The organism is Moraxella sp. RCAD0137 (assembly GCF_002894025.1).
GTDB classification, from domain to species: Bacteria; Pseudomonadota; Gammaproteobacteria; order Pseudomonadales; family Moraxellaceae; genus Moraxella; species Moraxella porci.
In genome coordinates this window covers 1-19,607 of sequence record NZ_LTCC01000020.1, presented here as the reverse complement: position 1 = coordinate 19,607, position 19,607 = coordinate 1, and the positions used below count along the sequence as shown (strand labels likewise).

Below are 19,607 nucleotides of genomic sequence, written 5' to 3'. Positions count from 1 at the left end.
GCTAACCAATACTAATTGCTCGTTTGGCTTGACCATACAACACCCAAGTGGTTTAATACTACTGATTGTGTTGATGGTAAGTGTAAAGATTTTACCTATAAGCTTGAATCAATCTTGATAACGCTAATGCAAAAAAGCAAAAGCAACTATAAAATAACAGACTCATAACAGCGTTGTTAATCCTTTTACGCTGACGACAATAGCAAGATGGAACCACCTGATCCCTTCCCGAACTCAGAAGTGAAACGTCTTAGCGCCGATGGTAGTGTGGTTCGCCCATGTGAGAGTAGGTCATCGTCAGCACCTTATTTGAAGCCCCCTTACAGAGATGTGAGGGGGTTTTGGTTTGGGGGCTTGGGAAATTTGTTTTACGAATTAAAAATGCCCTATTGGAATAGAGCATTTGTTGAGGATAAAAGTGAGTTATAGCTGCTCATGCAGTCTCGCATTTAACTCATCCAGAGTAATTGCCCATACAGCATCTTTTTTCCATTCTTCATTAATGAAGGCTCGTTGCGAGTCGCTCCAGAAAGTGGCTTCTTTTAGACTGGTTTCTTCATCCAATTGATTATCAGCGATGAATTGCTCAATGGCTTCATCGCTATTATCCAGTCCCAATTGTGCAAATAGCTCATTCATAGTATATTCGATATCGCCTAACATCATTTACTCCTTTTGTTGCTTTTGGTTAAAAATTTCCAGGTGTTGTTGCTAAAACCATGGATTGATTGTAACAGCTTATGCTTAGTCAATCTTTACAAAATTGTATTGGCTGTGTAATTTTATGAAGTTGGTATTGGTGGTTATCATAATGATCAAGAAAGGTTGTTCTATAGTGAAGATTGCGGCAGGAGGTATCGAGAAATTGTCTTAAGGCGTGGCACCGTTGAAGGTGTTATTGCTCGACTTCCTGTGGATTTTCTTTTGTAGATTGTGGATCATGGGTTTCATATGATTTAACAAGACACTATTTTAATGTTATCCTTGATGTTATTAAATCAAAAAATGCCCAATTCTTAAGAATCGGGCATTTTTTTGGCAAGCAATCCATTATGCAAATAGATGGTCAATTGCTGCACGCTCTTCTTCAAGCTCGTTTAGGGTGATGTTGATGTATTTTTGGCTAAATTCATCAATTTCTAGACCTTGAACGATCTTGTATTCGCCGTTTTCGGTGGTCACAGGGAAGCCGAACATCACGCCTTCTGGGATGCCGTATGAGCCATCTGATGGGATGCCCATCGTTACCCACTCGCCATTGGTGCCTAGTGCCCAATCACGCATATGATCGATCGCTGCGTTTGCTGCTGATGCGGCTGATGATAGACCACGAGCTTCGATGATGGCTGCGCCACGCTTACCAACGGTTGGTAGGAATATATTGGCATTCCATTCTTGGTCGTTGATCATGTCTTTGACAGACTCGCCATTGATGGTCGCGAAGCGGTAGTCAGCGTACATGGTTGGGCTGTGGTTACCCCAAACAGTTAGGTTTTTGATGTCTTTGACTTGCTTGCCAGTTTTCTTCGCTACTTGGGTCAAGGCGCGGTTGTGGTCTAGGCGTAGCATCGCAGTGAAGTTCTTAGCAGGTAGGTCTGGTGCTGATTTCATAGCGATATAAGCATTGGTGTTCGCTGGGTTACCCACGACCAATACTTTGACATCGCGGCTAGCGACATCGTTCAGTGCTTTACCTTGAACGGTGAAAATCTTCGCATTTTCTTGTAGTAGGTCAGCACGCTCCATGCCTGGGCCACGAGGACGGGCGCCAACAAGTAGTGCATAGTCAGCATCTTTGAATGCGACATTTGGATCATCAGTGCCGATCACATCAACCAGTAGAGGGAATGCACAGTCATCAAGCTCCATGATGACGCCTTGTAGGGCTTGTTGTGCTTTTTCGACGGGGATTTCTAGTAGCTGTAGGATAACAGGCTGATCCTTGCCTAGCATCTCGCCAGATGCGATACGGAATAGTAGGCTGTAGCCGATTTGACCAGCGGCGCCAGTCACTGCAACACGAACAGGTTGTTTCATGGTAAATCCTTCTTTGAATATTTAAATTTAGTTACCTGAATAAATAGGTTGATTATACATTTTTATCAATAAACCTATTGTTAAAAATGTCAAATCTTGATTAGTGTATCACTTTATAGACCTAAAAACAAACCTTTTTATCCTAGCGCAACCAATCTTATATGAGCCTTTGATGTGTGTGTATGACAAGTTGAAATGCTGATCTTTTAGGGATTATTGCTGAAAAGTAGGTTATTTTGATAAAAATAAAAAACCACAGTCTAAGCTGTGGTTTGTGAATGATTAGCGGGGGCTGACTGTACCCATGCGCTGGCTGATCGATGTGGATTGACCCAGTAGCACGCTATAGATGGTGGCATTTTCCATCACATGCTTAACATAAGCGCGGGTCTCGGCATAAGGGATGGCTTCGACATATTGATCGGCGCTGATTCGGCCATGCGACGGGATCCATCGACGAGCCGCGCCTGGGCCTGCGTTATAGCCTGCGGTGGCGACAGCAATCTGGCCGCCAGCTTTATTGGCAAGGTCGCTTAAGAACCATGTGCCATAGCGGATATTGGTGTCAGGATCGCTCATGCTACCTGCCGACTCACCCATACCGCGGGCGATTTGGTTGGCGGTGCCAGGAATGATTTGCATCAAGCCGCCTGCACCAGCGCCTGACTGCGCCGATGGCTGAAAGCGGCTTTCTTGGCGCATGATACCAAATGCCCAAGCAGGATCGATCCCGACATTTCGGCTGTGTCTGAGGGTGCTGTCCATATAGGGCGTCGGATGCGATAAGGCGGCATTACGCACGGCATCTGTAGTTTCGATGGCTTGGATGCTGCGATGATAATACCCCAAATCGTGTGCTTTTTTGGCAGCGGCTAATAAAAGCTGATGATCGCCAGATTCTCGCGCCATGCGTACCGCCCAGTTCCACTCGCGGTTGATATGCTCAAGGCTTGCGTTATTTTGCATCAACAACAGAGCGCGAGCAAAATACGGATTATTCATCACGCGTGCTGCGTCCGTGGCATTGACTGATGGTAGGCTATTGCCGCCGATATCAGACAAAGTTAATCGTTGACCGAGGCGATCTTTGGCAAGCAGTCCATAATAGTCGATGCCTGATGACAAATTACCATAAATACGGCGTGCGTCAGCTTGTTTGCCGGTTTGTTCATAAGCGCGCGCCAGCCAATATTGCCACACGCGCTCTTGCTGTTGTACAGCCGTCATCGCGCCGATGGCATGGATGACATCTTGCCATTGGCTAAAGTGGATTGCAGCTTGGGCGTAGTCTTCGGCTTCTTCGTAGTTGAAGGGCTCGCCTTGACTGGCTCGGAACCAATGCACCGCATCCATTCCAAAGCCATCATCGGTATTCATGTTCATGCGCTTAACGGCGATGCTGCGCCATGCATAACGCCGCGCCATGTCTGAGATCAGCTTTTGTGGACGGCGATCGTCTTGGGCGATGTCATAGGTAAGCTGTGTGGCAGCTTCGGTATAAGATCGATGCGCCAGCAAACTGATGGCATAGATGTACAGGTACTGATTGGCAGTCGAAAATGGCTCTTGTTGAAAGCGTGTCAAATAGCCATTGGGATTGCGGCGAATGTCGCTTAATGTCTGAAAACTGATCGGCATGCCTAGCTGACTCATCAATGACATGATGTCACCTGTTTTATCAAGCGGTGCTTGGCGGCTGGAGAGCTGACGGTTGTCGATGCGGATCATGCGTATCAGCTGTTCGTGCTTATCGGTGTCGGTGATGCGTGGATTGGCACTCATCTCGGTCGCCAGTTTATCGCATAGTGATTGCTTGATTTGGGTGTTGAGCCAGACATTGGGCTTTTGGTATAGAGCGCGCATGGAGTCTTGACTTTGATTAAATCCCAAGGCGATGGCGCAGGCCTCAGAGTCGTCGGGGTTTTCGATACTGTTTGCTACGGCGCGCACCGATGCATAGTCGCCTTGACGGGCTTTGGTTTCAGCATAGTCGGCAGCCAGTTTTTCACTGATGACATTGCTTGGATATTGGCGCACAAATTGATTGACCGCATCAGGGCTTTGGCTGGATAGATTATAATTTAGGCGCCAGTAGGTTGGATACATGCCAAACAGTGTCCCTTGCATGCTTTGCTCATATTGATACATGGCATTGGGATTGGATTTTTGGCGGTCGGCTTCTAAGAATTGATAGATGCTGCCATCATTGGCATTGCCCTGAGCGCAGGCAACTTGAGCGATGGCACCAAGCGTACACAGTGCGATCGCCAAGCGCAGTTTGGTTGGATGAATTTTCATGGATGACTCACTTATAAGGTGGCAAAATTGGTAAGATGGTAAAATTGAATAAAAAATGATTCTTAGGGTATCAAATCAAGGTTGCTTGGATGTATAAAAGTTGTAATTAATAAGAAAATTATCAAGCTAAGAATTCATAGCTGGCAAATTTGATGGGTGATTTTGGGTATCTTTTTTGCCACAACCCACACCAATTATGCTAAAATAACCCGTTTATTTTGTCATTTTGGAAAACCCCGTCATGAAAGTCGCCACGTTTGACCCAAAAGCCCACCAAAGCACCACTGCTAATAGTATCCACAATAGCATTCACGATTTGCCTGTACAAAATGTCGCCGACATCAGCGACAAAAAGACCAAAAAAGTCTATATCGTCACTCAAGGCTGTCAGATGAACGAATACGATTCTGAGAAAATGGGCGATGTATTGGGTCAATCGCATGGCATGGTCGTCACCAATGACATCAATGAAGCTGATGTACTGCTGATGAACACCTGTTCCATCCGTGAAAAGGCACAAGAAAAAGTCTTTAGCGAACTTGGTAGATGGCGTAAACTCAAAGAAAAAAACCCAAATCTTGTCATCGGTGTCGGTGGCTGTGTAGCATCCCAAGAAGGCGATAATATCCAAAAACGCGCGCCGTATGTGGATATGGTCTTTGGGCCACAGACCTTGCACCGCTTGCCTGAGTTGTACGAGCAATCCACCAAGCAGCACAGTGAGCTGCCAAAAAACCGCATCGGTGTTGTCGATGTGTCCTTCCCTAGTATCGAAAAATTTGACTTCTTGCCTGAGCCAAAGGTCGAAGGCTACAAGGCGTTCGTCTCCATCATGGAAGGCTGTTCAAAATACTGCTCATTCTGTGTTGTGCCTTATACTCGTGGCGAAGAGCTGTCTCGTCCGCTGGATGATGTGCTGGCTGAGATTGCGTCATTGGCAGAGCAGGGCGTGCGTGAGATTAATTTGCTTGGTCAAAATGTCAATGGCTATCGTGGCGAAAAAGATGACGGCACGATTTGTCGCTTTAGCGAGTTGCTCCATTATGTCGCACATATCGATGGCATCGAGCGTATTCGCTATACCACAAGCCATCCGCTAGAATTCACTGATGATATTATCGATGCGTATAAGAGTATCGATAAGCTGGTGTCGCACCTACATCTACCTGTCCAAAGTGGTTCAAATAATATCCTAGCCGCGATGAAACGCAATCACACCATCGATGTGTATATCAATCAGATCAATAAACTCAAGGCAATTCGTCCTGATTTGCACTTATCGAGTGATTTTATCATTGGCTTCCCTGGTGAGACTGATCGTGATTTTAATGACACGCTACAGCTTGCCAAGGACTTGGATTTTGACCACTCGTACAGTTTTATTTATTCAAAACGCCCTGGTACGCCAGCGTCTGAACTGCCTGATGATGTTAGCTTTGAGACCAAAAAGGCTCGCTTAGCTGAGTTCCAAGAAGTCATCAAAGAATCCACCTTTGCCAAAACCCGTGCAATGGTCGGGCAAGTGGTGCGTGTACTGGTCGAAGAGCCTGCCAATCGCTACGAAGGCTATCTGCACGGTTCGGCGGACAATACCCGTTCGGTGGTATTTGCCGGCGATGAGTCATTGCTTGGTCAATTTGTCATGGTCAAAATCACCGCTGCCAAAAGTATGCATTTGGTGGAAGGTGAGCTGGTTGAAGTCATCGGCTAATCGGCAAACTTGAAATAAGCAAGGGAGTGTCATGGTGATGACGCAACAAATCCGACTGGCAAGTAAGGCTGATTTACCACGACTGGTTGAGATTTTTAATGAAACCGTCGATGATAAAATCGCTCATGCCAGCCTTGTGCCACATACAACAGAAGGTCGGATGGCTTGGTTTGACTCGCATAATGACGCCACACGCCCTATCTATGTCGTCGTTGATGAGGGAGAGATTGTCGCTTGGGCAAGCTTTAGTGATTTGTACCATTTACCTGCTTATCATATCACTGCCGAGATCAGCTTATATATCACCAAGGATCGACATGGTAAAGGTCTGGGCAAGTATCTATTACAGCATATGCTGGATGTTGCACCAAGTCATGGTATCAACAATGTCGTTGCGTTGATTTTTCAGCATAATTTGCCAAGCTTATCCTTATTTGCACAGTTTGATTTTGTGCAGTGGGGTGTACTGCCACAGGTGTGTGATATGGATGGTTTTTTGGCGGATACGGTGATTATGGGGCGCAGGCTGCCTAAGAATTGATGGATTATGGATTTTAAAAGAGTGAGGATAAGGCGCTGCTTGGGGGATGTGTGCTGAGTGATCGACTAACAATCGGCCGCAGCCGCGCCTTGCAGGAGCAGACGCTGGGCGTATATTTTTATGAGTCGGCAGTCTGCGTGGTGTGGCTAGATGGTCATGCTGGGCGGCAGCATCTGCTGGCATCGGCTTGTGTATCTTGCTTGGATGCCATCTGTCAAGGTCAGATAGTTGATAAAACTAAGCTGGCCTACGCCATCAAAAATGCCTGCGACGCCATCAATGCACCGCAGATACAAGCGATCGCGTGTGTGGCGGATGAGGCGGTGATGACCACTACCATCGAGCTGCCTGCAGCATTGAGTGATGCTGATATTGAGGCGCAGATCTTGGTTGATGCTGAGCGTTACATTGGCCGTCCACTGCAGGAAGTGTATTTTGATTTTCAAGTGCTGAGCAGTGAGGATACAGCCACTGTGATCTCTTTGACAGTTGCACATCGAGTCTTTGTTGATGACTGTGTCGAGGTGCTGGCCATGGCAGGCTTGGAGGCGCGCGCCATTGATGTGGCTGCTTTATGTCGGCAAAGTATCGCAGCAAAGCTTGGTGAGACCCAGACGGCAGCACTGATCGAGGTAGATGCTTGGCAAATCCGCTGCCACATTGCCGAGCAGTCATTCACATGGAGTCAGACGCAGCCTTTGGATGCGATGCTGTCATCGATGATGATCGATCGGGATACTGATGCGCCATCCTCGGTAGCGCCGTTACCGACCGTGACAGATGTACTTGATTTTTCAGCGTTTATCAATCGGCGCGGTGATGATACACCGATACAGCCAATCATCCAAGATGAGCATCAGCACGGCAGCTATCAGATCAGCTTTGATGATGCGGTGCTGTCTTTTGATGAGTCGATCACCGATCGGGCTGCAGCGCCTATCAAAGAGGTGGATCAGCTGCCAGTAGCGCCCTCAGATGCCATCGATCGCATGGCGCGGCAGGTTGGGATGCTGCTTGATCTGTATCAGCAGCAGTACACCAAGCAGATCGATCAGGTGTTTGTGATGGGTCTGGATTCGCTGCGCTGGTCGGGGCTTGATCGCAGCGTGACAGCACTCAGTGGCATAGCATGTCAATTCGCCCATCCTAAGTTATTGCTGCCATCCGCCTCGACCGCAGAGACATCGGCATCGTCGGCGCCGTTATTGATGATGCCGACGATGTTGGCACTTCGAGCGACGAGCGGCGTAAATCTATTGCCATGGCGAGAAGAGCAGCGCAGTCGCTCAGCGATGCACTTTCGGCGGATGCTGCAGGCAGCGATCGCCTTGCCGATCTTAGTGGCGCTGATGATTTTTGGCTTGTTAAGCCATCAAATACGCCATCAAAATGCCATTAATGCACAGATTACCGCCAGAATCAATGGCGTCGATGATCAATTACAACAACTACACCGCCTAAAAACCGAACTTAACAACACCGAAGATCAGCTCAATGCCATCGATGATTTGGCATCGGATCGATCGATGATACATCGCTGGCAGCTGCTGCCGCTACTCGTGCCGAACGGGGTGTATCTCGATGGCGCCAAGCAAACTGGCGATGAGCTGTTATGGACGGGCAAAGCGGTGGATGCGCAAGCGGTGTCGGCTTTTGCCAATGCCTTGGAATTATCTGGTGCGTACAGCGATGTTTTGGTGGTGTCGCTACAGCAGGCAGGGCGAGTGATGAGTTTTAGCATCAGCGCCACCGAATTGCCATTGCAGCCTCATGATATGCAGTTATTGATGGCCGAAAATGGCGCATTGACAACCGAAGCTGACGATGCCGTGAGCCAAAATTCAGCCATCAGCATCGCCACCGATGAGCCAGAACAAAGGAGTGCTGATGAAAGTGAGTGATCGGGCAGATGCGCTCAAGCAGTTTTGGGAACAATTAAACCAAATCAATATCCACAGCATCGGACAGGCGCCCAGAGCCGTGCAGCTGACGGCATTTGCATTGATGATCTTGCTGATTGGTGTGTTCGCTTGGTTACTATTGATATCGCCAAGCTTGCAAAAGCTGTCCGCTGCCAAAAGCCATGAACAGACTTTGATCCGTGAATTTGCTGATAAATATCCACAAACACATGAGCTTGAAGCACTTAGCCAGTCATTATTAACCCAAAATACGCGCTTGCAGCTGTTGCTTGAGCAGCTGCCAAAAAGCGCGCCAATGACCCAGATCGTCGGGACGATCAACACCAAAGCCCAGCAAGCAGGCGTGCAGGTCGTCGGTGCATCGGTGCAGGCAGGCACTGAAGCGGCTTACTATACCGAGCGCCCGATCGCGGTGCGCGCCATTGGCAGTTATCATGCCATCGGTCGCTGGCTGTTTGAGTTATCAAGCAGTCCGTATCTGTTGACGGTGCATGATGTCGATATTCAAGCCAGTGAGCGCAATATGCTGAATTTCACTGCCGTTTTTAAAACTTATCAAGCCAATAAATCTGCAAAACCAGCCGCCCAAAGTGCAGCTGAGGTGTCAGATGGAGGGCGGGCGCAATGAAGCTGACTTGGCTGTACTACTTGCCATGCTGTGTGCTACTTGGTGCATTGACAGCCTGTGGCCAAGATCCTGCCATCAGTGCAGATGAGAAGCTATCACCCATCACCAGCCAAATTCCGCCGCCGCACAAGCCTATGACCGAGCCGGCCGTGGTTGCGCCATTGGTGTATCAATTGGCTAAAGATCCTTTTGTCAATCCTTATCGCACAGCGCCATCGTCTGCCGATACACCAAATACACCGAGCGCCGCCTCCGATCACACGGCCAGTCGCCCAAGCAGCCAGCCAGATCCCGACGCAACCAAACCCAATGATAGCGATGTCGCCAAAGAAAGTAACAGACCCCCTGTGCGCGAATCAAGCGCTGCCATCGCCAATCATCCGTCAACTTATCAGCCTACACCCAAAGGCAAGCGGGTGCGCATTGACAGCAGTCGCGTGCGTCAGCCGCTGGAGCATTATGACTTACAGATGCTTAAGTATCAGGGGGTTTTATCCGATCATTCACGCACCATGGCACTGATTGCCAGTCCTGATGGCCGCATACATGAGGTGATGGTCGGGCAATATCTGGGCAGGCATCACGGGCGCGTGGTGGATATCAATGCAGACAGGATTGAACTTATCGAGGCGGTACTGGCTGAAGATGGCCATTATTATCACCGCCAGAGCATGCTTACTTTTATTCATAAATAGACGACGAACATGACAGCAACAAAAACGGCGCTCATCGCGCTTGGAATCGCAATCTCGACGATCAGCACGCAGTCGATGGCTGAACAGACCAAGGTGCAGGCATATGGCGGCGAACCGATCAGCTTACAGTTTGCTGATATTCCGGTGCGGGCGGTGTTTGATATTTTGGCAGGATTTACCGGAATTAATATCATCACCGATGACAGTGTGACGGGCAATATGACCATTCGCATGCATCATGTGCCGTGGGATGAGGCGTTTGATGTGATCTTACGCACGCGCAATTTGTCAGCGCATAAACAGGGCAATGTCTGGATCATCAGCTCAAATTCTATCCAAACTAATGCGCCCATTGTCACCGAATACATCCGCCTGCATTATGCATCAGCCGAGGACTTATCAGCGCTGATCATGGGCGAAAAGACGCAGCGTGGTAATATCAACCAAAGCAGCCAGCAAACCCAGCTACCAACATCACAGACCTTATCCAGACTGCACGAGAGACAGAGCGATGAGACCATCACCACCACCGAGCGCGGCAGCTTATTGTCCGACCGCGGCACAGTGGCGGTGGATAAGCGCACCAATACGCTCATCATCCAAGATGTCGCTGCCAGCATCAATAACATCAAAGCACTGATCGAGCGCATCGATGTCCCTGTCGAGCAAGTGATGATCGAAGCGCGCATCGTCTCAGCCAACGAAAATTTCGGGCGACGGCTCGGAGTAAGTTTCGGTGCGCGCGGCCAAATTGGCAATCTACAATATGCAGGCTCTCAGGCAAGCTTATGGTCGATGCGCCAAGATGGCATGATCGCAGGCAATGCTGAGTCCAATGTCAATGTCAATCTGGGCGTGGATAACGCGATGGGTCGCTTGGCTTTTGGGTTATTGAATTTGCCTGATGCTATTTTGGACTTAGAATTATCCGCGATGCAAGCTGAAAATCAAGGCGAGGTGATCTCCACCCCAAAAGTCCTCACCGCCGATAAACAAACCGCACGCATCTCGTCAGGCGTACAGATTCCTTACCAAGAGACGACCTATTCAGGTGCGACTACCACCAGCTTTAAAGAGGCGATGCTGCTGCTTGAGGCGACGCCATCAATCACCCCAGATGGTAAAATTTCCCTAAAACTGACCATCAAAAACGGCAACCCTGTCGCCACACTGGGTAGCATTGCCATCCAAGAAGACGCCATCGAGACCAATGTCATCGTCGAAGATGGCCAAACAGTGGTGTTGGGCGGTATCTATCGCCAAAGTCAGCAAGACGGCGCCAATAAAGTCCCTGGCCTTGGCAATGTGCCTGTGCTTGGCAGACTGTTTCGTCATGACCATACAGCCAATGACAAATCTGAGCTGTTGATATTCATCACGCCTAAGTTGGTGCGATAAGCTAAGGTGTGTTGTGAGCGACAGATCAACCTAAAATGTAAATTCAACAAAACAATACGCAAAAATACTGGCAACAAATTGCCAAACACGGTATCATAAAGCAATTTATTCATGCGTTTTTTGTCAATGGGTGCGACACTGTCTATACAGATGACAAATGCGCTGCTGTTAGCGATTAAATTTGGAAAATGAGCATGCTGGATGACGATTCGACCATCGTAGAAGAGGCGGTGGTCGAAAAGATGGGTGGTGCGCTGTCAAAGCAGCTGCCGGCGATTTTTTTGGTGGGGCCGATGGGTGCAGGCAAGACCACGATTGGTAAACTGCTTGCCAAGCATTTGGGCAGGCAGTTTGTGGATTGTGATTGGCACATCGTGCAGCAGACAGGCGCTGATATTCCTTGGATCTTTGAAAAAGAGGGCGAGTCGGGTTTTCGTGACCGTGAAACGCGCGCATTGGCTGAGCTGACGGCACTGCCAGATATCGTCATGGCAACGGGCGGCGGTGCGGTAGAGCGCCTTGAGAATCGCGAACTGCTTAAAAATGGCTTGGTGATTTATCTAGACGCCAGCGTCGATACGCAGCTGGCACGCACCAAAAAAGACAAAAATCGCCCCTTATTACAATCAGACAATCCGCGTGCGGTATTGGAGCTGCTTTATGAACGGCGCAATCCGCTGTATCGCGAGGTGGCGGATGTCATCATGCCGACAGGCCGCGCTTTTCCTAAGCAGATGATTGGCGATATTTTGCTGGCACTTGAGGGTTATGTCGATGCCATTGCGACCGACTTTGGTCAGATGCAGTAATGACACGAGATTTACTTAACTAATAATTTAAATTTAAAATATGACGGATGTAACTATGATGTCACACGATGCTTTGATGGTGCATACCCAAAGCCATGATTATCCGATTTTTATTTGCGCAAGCGAAGGCGTACCTGATTTGGCCAGCCAAATTATCCCATTTATCAAAGGCAAGCAGGTACTGATCGTCACCAATGATGTGGTCGCGCCCTTGTATTTGACACCGCTTCATGAGGCGCTAGAGGCGGCAGGACTTTTGGTGGTGGATTGTGTGCTGCCTGATGGTGAAGCTCATAAGAATCAAGACAGCATCAATGCCATCTATGATAAGCTGCTTGAATATCACTTTGCCCGTGACTGTACGCTGATTGCGCTTGGCGGCGGTGTCATCGGTGATATGACAGGCTTTGCCGCAGCAAGCTTTATGCGTGGCGTGAATTTTATCCAAGTGCCGACGACTTTGCTGGCGCAGGTGGATTCGAGTGTCGGTGGCAAGACGGGCATCAATCATCCACGCGGCAAGAATATGATTGGCGCGTTTTGGCAGCCGCAGTGTGTGCTGGCTGATATGGCGACTTTTGAGACTTTGCCTGAGCGGGAATTTGCTGCAGGGATGGCAGAGGTGATCAAATATGCCTTGATTATGGATGCCAAGTTTTTGACTTGGCTAGAAGACAATGCCGATGCCATCAATGCCAAAGATGGTAAGGTGCTCGGTGAGATGGTGTATCGCTGCTGTGACTTCAAGGCACAAGTGGTCGCTGCCGATGAGCGAGAGTCGGGCAAGCGCGCCTTACTGAACTTTGGTCATACCTTTGGGCATGTCATCGAGGCGCATCAAGGCTATGGTGCATGGCTGCATGGCGAGGCTGTGGCGGCGGGCATGATGCAGGCAGCGAAGATGTCAGCCAAGCTTGGACTGATCAATGATGATGATGTGTCACGCATCGAGCGTGTGATAAAGGCGTTTCATCTGCCGAGCGTGCCACCTGTGATCGCCGTCGATGAGGCGCTGGATTTGATGGGCCATGACAAAAAAGTCCAACAAGGCAAGATTCGCTTGGTGCTGCTTCGCGCCATCGGCGATGCCTTTGTGACCGCAGATTTTCAGCTGTCGGATCTGACAGCGGTGTTACAAACCAATGAGATCAACCATGCAGATATTTAATAAAAAAGCCAATTTTATGTCGCACGATTCAGCGATGAGTGAGAAATATTACCGCCGCCAAGCGATGTATTGGCTAATGGCTGCTGCTGTGGTGGCGGCGCTTTGGCTGATCATTTGGTTGAGCAGTGCAGCGCCTTCGATCATCAAAGCTAAGCAAGCTGACGAAGTGCAGTCCTCGGATTTGGCTTTGCCTGCGACCATCAGCGATTTAAATGAGCTAAAAAACGAAGTCAAACCGATGGATAACTCGGTGCTGGTGCGTGATTTGCGCAGCTATCCGCCAGAATTTAAAGATAAAATTTATTTTAATGGTATCAGCGGTAGCTATGCCATACAGCTGATGGATGTCGCCGAAAATGAGGTGATCGTAGATTATCTCAATGGCCGCAGTGATCGCGATCAGTTTGCGTATTTTCGCTACACTGATGGCAATGATAAGCAGCGCTATGTGCTGACTTACGGTAAATTTGCCAGCAGTGCAGAAGCTGAGGCAGGCTTAGCTCAAGTGAATTTTGGTCTGCCAAGCAGCATTACCCCAAAAACCGCCAAAGTCTCCGAATTCTTGTCCGTTATCGACAGCTATGAGCTGGGTCAGAATGTGGTGGACTTGGCAAGCTCACAGCCACGCCGCGTCCGTCTGCAGGCCACTCCCACCGAAATTCCAGTCCGTGCAGCGACCAAGGCGGATGAAGAGTTGGCTCGAGCCAGTCAAGAGCGTGCCGTGCAAACTCAGATATCAGAACAAGTACAGCCTGTCGCACCAGCGGAGACTGCCCCTGCCGATCACCCGCGCCAGCCTGCACAGCCAAGTCAGGCTGCACCAAGCGATTTACCGATGGCACCGACAGCACGACCAGAGCCTTCTGCACCTAAGCCTGCTGCCGAAGCACCTAAGGCTGAGCCTACCCAACCCAAGCCTGCTGCTGAGACACCAGCAGCTGCCGAATAAAAAGGACGATGATGATGCATGATGCCAAAGCAATGCTGAATGAACTCAAAGCAGGCAATGAGCGCTATGTGGCCAATCTTTCTTCGACCGAAAAGATCCCCATTCCGCCCCCGACATTGGTCAAAGAACAAAAGCCCAATGCCATCATCTTGGGCTGCTCGGATGCGCGCGTGCCTGTGGAGCTGATTTTTGATCAGGGTTTGGGTGATTTATTTGTGATCCGTGTGGCGGGCAATGTCGTCGCCCCAAGCCAGATTGGTTCGGTGGAATTTGCCGCCGAGAAGTTTGACACTCGTCTTGTGGTCGTGCTGGGTCATTCACACTGTGGCGCCGTCACAGCATGCATTGAGGCCTTGGTTAATCCTGATCAATATTATTCCCCAAACCTACAATCCATCGTCGATCGCATCCGCCCAAGCGTGCTGAATCTGCATGAGATCGCCACCGCCTCAGGCAATGATGCTGATATGGATGAGCTGATCGATCGCTCTATTCGTGCCAATGTGTGCATGTCTGTCAGCCAATTAAAGCATGGCTCGCGAATCTTGGAGGATATGGTTGCCAGCGGCGATTTGCTCATCGTTGGTGCTGAATATGATGTGGCAACTGGCAAAGTGGATTTTTTTGAAGAATAAAGGGTTTGATTTGTGAATGCCAATGGCTTGACAAATCTGACACTAATATTGCAGATCTTAACAAAACTGCCATTCACATCATCCAAAGCACCCTGTAAAATCAAAGCTGTGACCACTTGGTCTTTTATCAACCATCAAAAAAGAGGACATCGATGAGCATCCAACAACCTGTCAATTCACTGAGTGCCGCTGGCGTCAAAGACATTCCTGTGCAGTCTGAGGGATATATTTTTAATCACACCATGCTGCGCGTCAAAGACCCTGTTAAGTCGCTTGAGTTTTATACTGGCGTTTTGGGCATGACACTGCTTAAGCATCGCAGCTTCCCTGATGCCGAATTTGATTTGTACTTTTTGGCGCGTTTGACTGAGGATGAGCGCAAAACGCTGCCAGCAGGCGATGAGCTAAAAGACTTTGTCTCACGCCAGCGCAGCATCCTTGAGCTGACGCACAATTACGGCACCGAAGATGATGACGGCTTTAGCTATCATGATGGCAACAGTGAGCCAAGAGGCTTTGGGCATATTTGCTTTAGTGTACCAAATCTGGCTGAGGCGGTGGCGTGGTTTGATGCCAATGGTGTCGAATTTAAAAAGCGCCCAGAAGAGGGCAATATGAAAGACATCGCCTTTATCAAAGATCCAGATGGTTATTGGATTGAGATCATTGAGATCAATAATAATCGCTAATAAAAAACCCATCTGAATACCACGCCTTAAGCAAGTCTGACAACTTGTTGAGTGGATAAGATGGGGTTTTTTTAAATGGCGCACCTAGCGGGAATCGAACCCACGGCCTTCAGCTTCGGAGGCTGACACTCTATCCAACTGAGCTATAGGTGCATGAAAATGGTCATTTAGGTGGCAGATTCTAACAAGTTTTGATCAAAATTGCCATCATTTCGCCAAAATTTCATCATAAAAATCGCAAAATACTGCCAATTTTCGACAAATCTTGCTAAATTTTAACAGATTTGATAAAAAACATGGCATTTTACCTGCTTTTTCCCTTATAATAGTAGGGTAAATTTTGTATCGTTGGGACGGTGGTTTTGCATGGTGATTTGCACACGGTCCGACACCCCCAGAGCGCTTGCTCAAGGCTATAAAACGAGATGATGACATGAAAAAAGCTGTTATGTTTTCTGTTGCTGCATTGTTGGCGGCGTCAGCGATGGCAACCCAAGCACAAGAAGCTGCCACACCTGCAGCCACAGCTGAAGCGACTGCTGAAGCTGCCACCACCCCAGAACCTGCTGCTGATGCAGCCGCCGCTCCAGCGGATGCAGCCGCGACCGAAGCGACTGCCGAAGCTGCCGCACCTGCTGCCCAACCTGAAGAAGCCATCCCACAAGACAGCCCACAGGTACAAAAGCTGGTCGCCATGTACCCAAATCTGATCGCTCGTATCGCACCATATGGCAAAGTATGCTTTGATGGCGAAGAGTGCGACATTAATATCACCGTATTGGCACCGGCTGTTGACGGCCAAGCGCGTGATGGTGAGAGTATCTATAAGGCCATCTGTGCAACCTGCCATGACGCAGGTCTGGTTGGCGCACCAAAAACTGGTACTGCCGACTGGGCAGCTCGTGCAGCCAAAGGCAAACCCACTTTGTATGATCACGCCATCAATGGCTTTAACGCCATGCCAGCGCGTGGTGGCAGCCCCGATCTGTCTGATGAAGAAGTCCAAAACGCAGTTGATTACATCCTTGCACAATAATTATTTGGGCAGTGTAAAAAACTTTACTTCGATTAGCCTCCGATCCATCTATTGTGTGATGGATTGATGGCTTGTCGCTGCTGATCCTAAGCTGTCGATACGATGGCTTGGGATTTTTATTGGTCAAAATTATTGTCAAAATCTGAGAGTTGATGGCTTTGCCTTGAAAAATCTGCCTAAGCCATCATCTAGTATGACAAATGATGATTCGAGAAAATTATGACGCCAACCACCGAAGTCCCTGCACTTAAGATCAGCGGACTGACCAAGACTTATAATAATGGCTTTACTGCACTTAAGGGTATTGATTTGACTGTGCCACAGGGCGGATTTTTTGCTTTGCTTGGGCCAAATGGTGCCGGCAAATCCACGACGATTGGCATTGTCAGCTCCCTATTTCCGCCGTCGGCAGGTACGGTTGAGATTTTTGGGGTGGATTTGTTCAAAAATCCTGCCAAAGCCAAAGAGTTCCTAGGTGTCGTTCCCCAAGAATTTAACTTCATGCAGTTTGAAAATGTCCAAGATATCTTGATTAATCAAGCAGGGTATTTTGGCATTACCGCTCGTGATGCTCGCCCCCGTGCCGAAAAACTATTGAAAGCGCTGGGTCTGTGGGATAAAAAAGATACCAAGGCGCGTATGCTATCAGGTGGTATGAAGCGTCGCTTGATGATTGCTCGTGCGTTGATGCATAAGCCAAAACTGCTCATCTTGGATGAGCCGACTGCAGGCGTGGATATTGAGCTGCGCCGTTCGATGTGGGAATTTATGGAATACATCAATCGTGAAGAGCAGACGACGATTATTCTGACCACGCATTATCTAGAAGAGGCTGAACAGCTGTGTAAGCACATCGCCATCTTGGATAAGGGCGAGATTCGCATCAATACAGATATGAAAAGTCTGTTGGCAAGTCTTGATATCGAAAGCTTTATTTTGGATTTTGCCAAACCGTTTGATGGGCAAATCCATCTAACCAATGTCGTCAAATTTCAACAAGTCGATGAGCTAAGCCTTGAGGTTACGCTCAAAAAAGGCGAAAGCTTGAATGATGTCTTCGCGCAATTATCCGCCCAAGGCGTGCAAATCGCCAGCATGCGAAATAAATCCAATCGCTTAGAAGAGCTGTTTATGAGCTTGGTTGAGAATAATCTGACCGAAAAACTCTCCAATGACTAAATAATAACAACAAGAGTATCTTATGAATTTTGGCAAGCAATGGGTGGCGTTCACCACCATTTTAATCAAAGAAATCAAGCGGATATTACGCATCTGGCCGCAGACGCTTTTGCCACCTGTGATCACCATGACGCTGTATTTTGTGATTTTTGGTCAGATGATCGGTAGTCGTATCGGTGAGATGGGTGGGGTGAGCTATATGCAGTTCATCGTGCCGGGTCTGATTATGATGGCAGTGATTACCAATAGCTACTCTAATGTGGTGTCGAGTTTTTTTAGCATGAAATTCCAAGGCAGTATCGAAGAGCTGCTGGTATCGCCTGTCTCCAAGCATACGATTTTGTTCGGCTATGTGGCAGGCGGGGTGTTTCGTGGGCTTGCGATCGCATTGATTGTGACCATCGTGGCATTGTTTTTTACCAAGCTTGGTATCACGCACCTAGGCGTGATGCTGACGACCATTGTCGGTACTTCTGTGCTGTTTAGCTTGGGAGGTCTCATCAATGCGATCTTTGCTCGTTCGTTTGATGACATTTCGATCATTCCAAGCTTTGTGCTGACGCCATTGACCTACCTTGGTGGTGTGTTTTATTCTTTAGAAAACCTATCAGGATTTTGGCAGACTTTATCTTTGCTAAACCCGATCGTCTATATGGTCAACGCCTTTCGTTATGGCATCCTAGGCTACTCAGATGTTAATGTTTGGTGGTCGTTGGTGGCGATTTTGGGCTTTTGCGTGGTATTGTATGTCATCTCGTATCGCTTACTTGCCAATGGTTCAAGATTGCGGTTGTGATTGATGATTTGCCATCGACGTGTCAGATGGTGATGGATGATTTGTTTTTAAGAGAAAATTATGAGTATTCACGGTGTCTTGGGCGAGAGTACCAGTTATCCCCAAAGCTATGACAATAGTGTGCTGTTTGCCATCAGCCGCAAGATTGGTCGAGATGAGATTTTGGCGAAGTCAGGTGTATCGGCAGAGCATCTGATGGCAGGCGTTGATGTGTGGCAGGCATTTGAGCTGTCATGGCTAAACCCACAAGGCGTCTCAAAAGTCGCCATCGCTCGCATCATCATCCCTGCTGACTCACCAAATATCGTTGAGTCAAAATCGCTCAAGCTCTACCTAAATAGTCTGAATTTCACCCAGTTTGATGATGTATCTGCTGTCAAGCAGACCATTGAGCGTGATTTGACAGCGGGTGTGGGGGCGTCGGTCACAGTTTTGATCAGCTCGCTTAATGATGCTGATTTTGCAGTGGTGCGACCTGTGGGCGAGTGTATCGATGTTGTGCTTGATGGGGGTGATGTGGTCGCTGTCGTTGATGATGTCGATGCGTCGCTACTTGGCACAGCAGTTGATGGCGTGGTGCAAACCTTTCAATTTCACACCAATCTGCTTCGCTCAAACTGCCCTGTGACCAATCAGCCAGACTGGGGTACACTGTCGGTGTCCATCACGACCGCCAAACAGGTGGAGTATGCCAAGGTGCTGGCGTATGTGCTGAGTTTCCGTAAGCATAATGGCTTTCATGAGCAGTGCGTCGAGCAGATTTTTGCTGATCTATTGACGGTCTATGCACCGACAAGTCTGATGGTGCAAGCCAACTACACTCGCCGCGGTGGCATTGACATCAATCCTGTACGAGTACTAAACCATCCGATGCCAAGCATTGGGCGATTGGTGCGTCAATAAAGTCAAAAATTATTGTACCAAAACAGGCGTGGGGTGTATAACGCACCATCAAAAAACCAATAGAAATTATCCCCAAAAAAACACCCCAAGGCTGAACCGCACCCCAAAAGTTAGACAACCTTTGGGGTGTTTTTATGACCAAATACACAATGGACTTTAAACTTGAAGTCATTGATCATTATTTAACAGAGCATAGTTACCACAGCACAGCCA

The 19,607-nt window shown here is 48.4% G+C and carries 18 protein-coding genes, 1 tRNA gene and 1 rRNA gene; 16 read left to right on the top strand and 4 right to left on the bottom strand.

From position 1 onward, the window contains the following. Positions 1 to 189: 189 nt before the first annotated feature. Positions 190 to 303, top strand: a 5S ribosomal RNA gene (rrf, locus tag AZ602_RS09380). 120 nt (positions 304 to 423) lie between these two features. Here the strand turns inward: rrf and AZ602_RS09375 are convergent. The 3 genes from AZ602_RS09375 to AZ602_RS09365 all read right to left on the bottom strand — a co-directional run bounded on the left by AZ602_RS09375 (position 424) and on the right by AZ602_RS09365 (position 4,335). Continuing rightward, on the bottom strand, positions 424 to 663 hold the full coding sequence (locus AZ602_RS09375; protein WP_078318079.1) for a DUF2789 family protein: 240 nt from the start codon (positions 661 to 663) through the stop codon (positions 424 to 426). 387 nt (positions 664 to 1,050) lie between these two features. Continuing rightward, positions 1,051 to 2,037, bottom strand: a complete 987-nt coding sequence (locus AZ602_RS09370) for a malate dehydrogenase (RefSeq protein ID WP_103034671.1) — start codon at positions 2,035 to 2,037, stop codon at positions 1,051 to 1,053. A gap of 282 nt (positions 2,038 to 2,319) precedes the next feature. Further along, positions 2,320 to 4,335, bottom strand: a complete 2,016-nt coding sequence (locus tag AZ602_RS09365) for a lytic transglycosylase domain-containing protein (protein ID WP_103034670.1) — start codon at positions 4,333 to 4,335, stop codon at positions 2,320 to 2,322. A gap of 241 nt (positions 4,336 to 4,576) precedes the next feature. On the opposite strand from AZ602_RS09365, the gene miaB reads away from it, so the two are divergent. From miaB to gloA, 11 genes are all read left to right on the top strand, one after another. Further along, on the top strand, positions 4,577 to 6,046 hold the full coding sequence (gene miaB, locus AZ602_RS09360) for a tRNA (N6-isopentenyl adenosine(37)-C2)-methylthiotransferase MiaB (RefSeq protein ID WP_103034669.1): 1,470 nt from the start codon (positions 4,577 to 4,579) through the stop codon (positions 6,044 to 6,046). 37 nt (positions 6,047 to 6,083) lie between these two features. Further along, positions 6,084 to 6,587, top strand: a complete 504-nt coding sequence (locus AZ602_RS09355) for a GNAT family N-acetyltransferase (RefSeq protein WP_103034675.1) — start codon at positions 6,084 to 6,086, stop codon at positions 6,585 to 6,587. A gap of 50 nt (positions 6,588 to 6,637) precedes the next feature. Beyond that, on the top strand, positions 6,638 to 8,488 hold the full coding sequence (gene pilM, locus AZ602_RS09350) for a pilus assembly protein PilM (RefSeq protein ID WP_103034668.1): 1,851 nt from the start codon (positions 6,638 to 6,640) through the stop codon (positions 8,486 to 8,488). Further along, a complete protein-coding gene (locus AZ602_RS09345) occupies positions 8,475 to 9,137 on the top strand; it encodes a type 4a pilus biogenesis protein PilO (RefSeq protein ID WP_103034667.1) in 663 nt (220 codons plus the stop codon). The genes pilM and AZ602_RS09345 overlap by 14 nt, the downstream gene beginning before the upstream one ends. Continuing rightward, on the top strand, positions 9,134 to 9,832 hold the full coding sequence (locus tag AZ602_RS09340; RefSeq protein ID WP_103034666.1) for a pilus assembly protein PilP: 699 nt from the start codon (positions 9,134 to 9,136) through the stop codon (positions 9,830 to 9,832). Before AZ602_RS09345 ends, AZ602_RS09340 begins: the two co-directional genes overlap by 4 nt. A gap of 9 nt (positions 9,833 to 9,841) precedes the next feature. After that, positions 9,842 to 11,230: a type IV pilus secretin PilQ gene (locus AZ602_RS09335; RefSeq protein WP_103034665.1), complete on the top strand. Its 1,389-nt coding sequence runs from the start codon at positions 9,842 to 9,844 to the stop codon at positions 11,228 to 11,230. A gap of 242 nt (positions 11,231 to 11,472) precedes the next feature. After that, complete coding sequence (locus AZ602_RS09330; RefSeq protein WP_369803889.1) at positions 11,473 to 12,039, top strand: shikimate kinase; 567 nt, start codon at positions 11,473 to 11,475, stop codon at positions 12,037 to 12,039. 58 nt (positions 12,040 to 12,097) lie between these two features. Then, entirely contained in the window at positions 12,098 to 13,207 is a 1,110-nt protein-coding gene (gene aroB, locus AZ602_RS09325; protein ID WP_103034674.1) for a 3-dehydroquinate synthase, read from the top strand. Positions 13,208 to 13,223: 16 nt separating this feature from the next. Then, positions 13,224 to 14,156: a hypothetical protein gene (locus tag AZ602_RS09320; protein ID WP_103034673.1), complete on the top strand. Its 933-nt coding sequence runs from the start codon at positions 13,224 to 13,226 to the stop codon at positions 14,154 to 14,156. A gap of 14 nt (positions 14,157 to 14,170) precedes the next feature. Further along, a complete protein-coding gene (locus AZ602_RS09315) occupies positions 14,171 to 14,791 on the top strand; it encodes a carbonic anhydrase (protein WP_103034672.1) in 621 nt (206 codons plus the stop codon). Positions 14,792 to 14,943: 152 nt separating this feature from the next. After that, positions 14,944 to 15,480 (top strand): lactoylglutathione lyase, encoded by a 537-nt coding sequence (gloA, locus tag AZ602_RS09310; RefSeq protein WP_103034663.1) that lies wholly within the window; start codon positions 14,944 to 14,946, stop codon positions 15,478 to 15,480. Positions 15,481 to 15,556: 76 nt separating this feature from the next. Here gloA and AZ602_RS09305 read toward each other — a convergent pair. Beyond that, positions 15,557 to 15,633 (bottom strand) — tRNA-Arg (locus tag AZ602_RS09305). Between the two features lie 280 nt (positions 15,634 to 15,913). Between AZ602_RS09305 and AZ602_RS09300 the strand changes: the two genes are divergently transcribed. The 4 genes from AZ602_RS09300 (at position 15,914) to queF (ending at position 19,394) form a co-directional block, all read left to right on the top strand. After that, complete coding sequence (locus AZ602_RS09300; RefSeq protein ID WP_103034662.1) at positions 15,914 to 16,516, top strand: cytochrome c5 family protein; 603 nt, start codon at positions 15,914 to 15,916, stop codon at positions 16,514 to 16,516. A 219-nt stretch (positions 16,517 to 16,735) separates the two neighbouring features. Next, the gene (locus AZ602_RS09295; RefSeq protein WP_103034661.1) at positions 16,736 to 17,695 is read left to right on the top strand and encodes an ABC transporter ATP-binding protein; all 960 of its coding nucleotides are present in this window, start codon (positions 16,736 to 16,738) and stop codon (positions 17,693 to 17,695) included. Between the two features lie 22 nt (positions 17,696 to 17,717). Beyond that, positions 17,718 to 18,491 carry an ABC transporter permease gene (locus tag AZ602_RS09290; RefSeq protein WP_103034660.1) on the top strand — a complete coding sequence of 258 codons (774 nt, stop codon included), beginning with the start codon at positions 17,718 to 17,720 and terminating at the stop codon, positions 18,489 to 18,491. 60 nt (positions 18,492 to 18,551) lie between these two features. Further along, positions 18,552 to 19,394: an NADPH-dependent 7-cyano-7-deazaguanine reductase QueF gene (gene queF / locus AZ602_RS09285; RefSeq protein WP_103034659.1), complete on the top strand. Its 843-nt coding sequence runs from the start codon at positions 18,552 to 18,554 to the stop codon at positions 19,392 to 19,394. Positions 19,395 to 19,607 lie beyond the last annotated feature (213 nt).

Bases quoted from the DNA above. Each gene is read 5' to 3' on its own strand.
- AZ602_RS09375 (WP_078318079.1), bottom strand. From the start codon at position 663: ATGTTAGGCGATATCGAATATACTATGAATGAGCTATTTGCACAATTG.
- AZ602_RS09370 (WP_103034671.1), bottom strand. From the start codon at position 2,037: ATGAAACAACCTGTTCGTGTTGCAGTGACTGGCGCCGCTGGTCAAATC.
- AZ602_RS09365 (WP_103034670.1), bottom strand. From the start codon at position 4,335: ATGAAAATTCATCCAACCAAACTGCGCTTGGCGATCGCACTGTGTACG.
- miaB (WP_103034669.1), top strand. From the start codon at position 4,577: ATGAAAGTCGCCACGTTTGACCCAAAAGCCCACCAAAGCACCACTGCT.
- AZ602_RS09355 (WP_103034675.1), top strand. From the start codon at position 6,084: ATGACGCAACAAATCCGACTGGCAAGTAAGGCTGATTTACCACGACTG.
- AZ602_RS09345 (WP_103034667.1), top strand. From the start codon at position 8,475: ATGAAAGTGAGTGATCGGGCAGATGCGCTCAAGCAGTTTTGGGAACAA.
- AZ602_RS09340 (WP_103034666.1), top strand. From the start codon at position 9,134: ATGAAGCTGACTTGGCTGTACTACTTGCCATGCTGTGTGCTACTTGGT.
- AZ602_RS09335 (WP_103034665.1), top strand. From the start codon at position 9,842: ATGACAGCAACAAAAACGGCGCTCATCGCGCTTGGAATCGCAATCTCG.
- AZ602_RS09330 (WP_369803889.1), top strand. From the start codon at position 11,473: ATGGGTGGTGCGCTGTCAAAGCAGCTGCCGGCGATTTTTTTGGTGGGG.
- aroB (WP_103034674.1), top strand. From the start codon at position 12,098: ATGTCACACGATGCTTTGATGGTGCATACCCAAAGCCATGATTATCCG.
- AZ602_RS09320 (WP_103034673.1), top strand. From the start codon at position 13,224: ATGTCGCACGATTCAGCGATGAGTGAGAAATATTACCGCCGCCAAGCG.
- AZ602_RS09315 (WP_103034672.1), top strand. From the start codon at position 14,171: ATGCATGATGCCAAAGCAATGCTGAATGAACTCAAAGCAGGCAATGAG.
- gloA (WP_103034663.1), top strand. From the start codon at position 14,944: ATGAGCATCCAACAACCTGTCAATTCACTGAGTGCCGCTGGCGTCAAA.
- AZ602_RS09300 (WP_103034662.1), top strand. From the start codon at position 15,914: ATGAAAAAAGCTGTTATGTTTTCTGTTGCTGCATTGTTGGCGGCGTCA.
- AZ602_RS09295 (WP_103034661.1), top strand. From the start codon at position 16,736: ATGACGCCAACCACCGAAGTCCCTGCACTTAAGATCAGCGGACTGACC.
- AZ602_RS09290 (WP_103034660.1), top strand. From the start codon at position 17,718: ATGAATTTTGGCAAGCAATGGGTGGCGTTCACCACCATTTTAATCAAA.
- queF (WP_103034659.1), top strand. From the start codon at position 18,552: ATGAGTATTCACGGTGTCTTGGGCGAGAGTACCAGTTATCCCCAAAGC.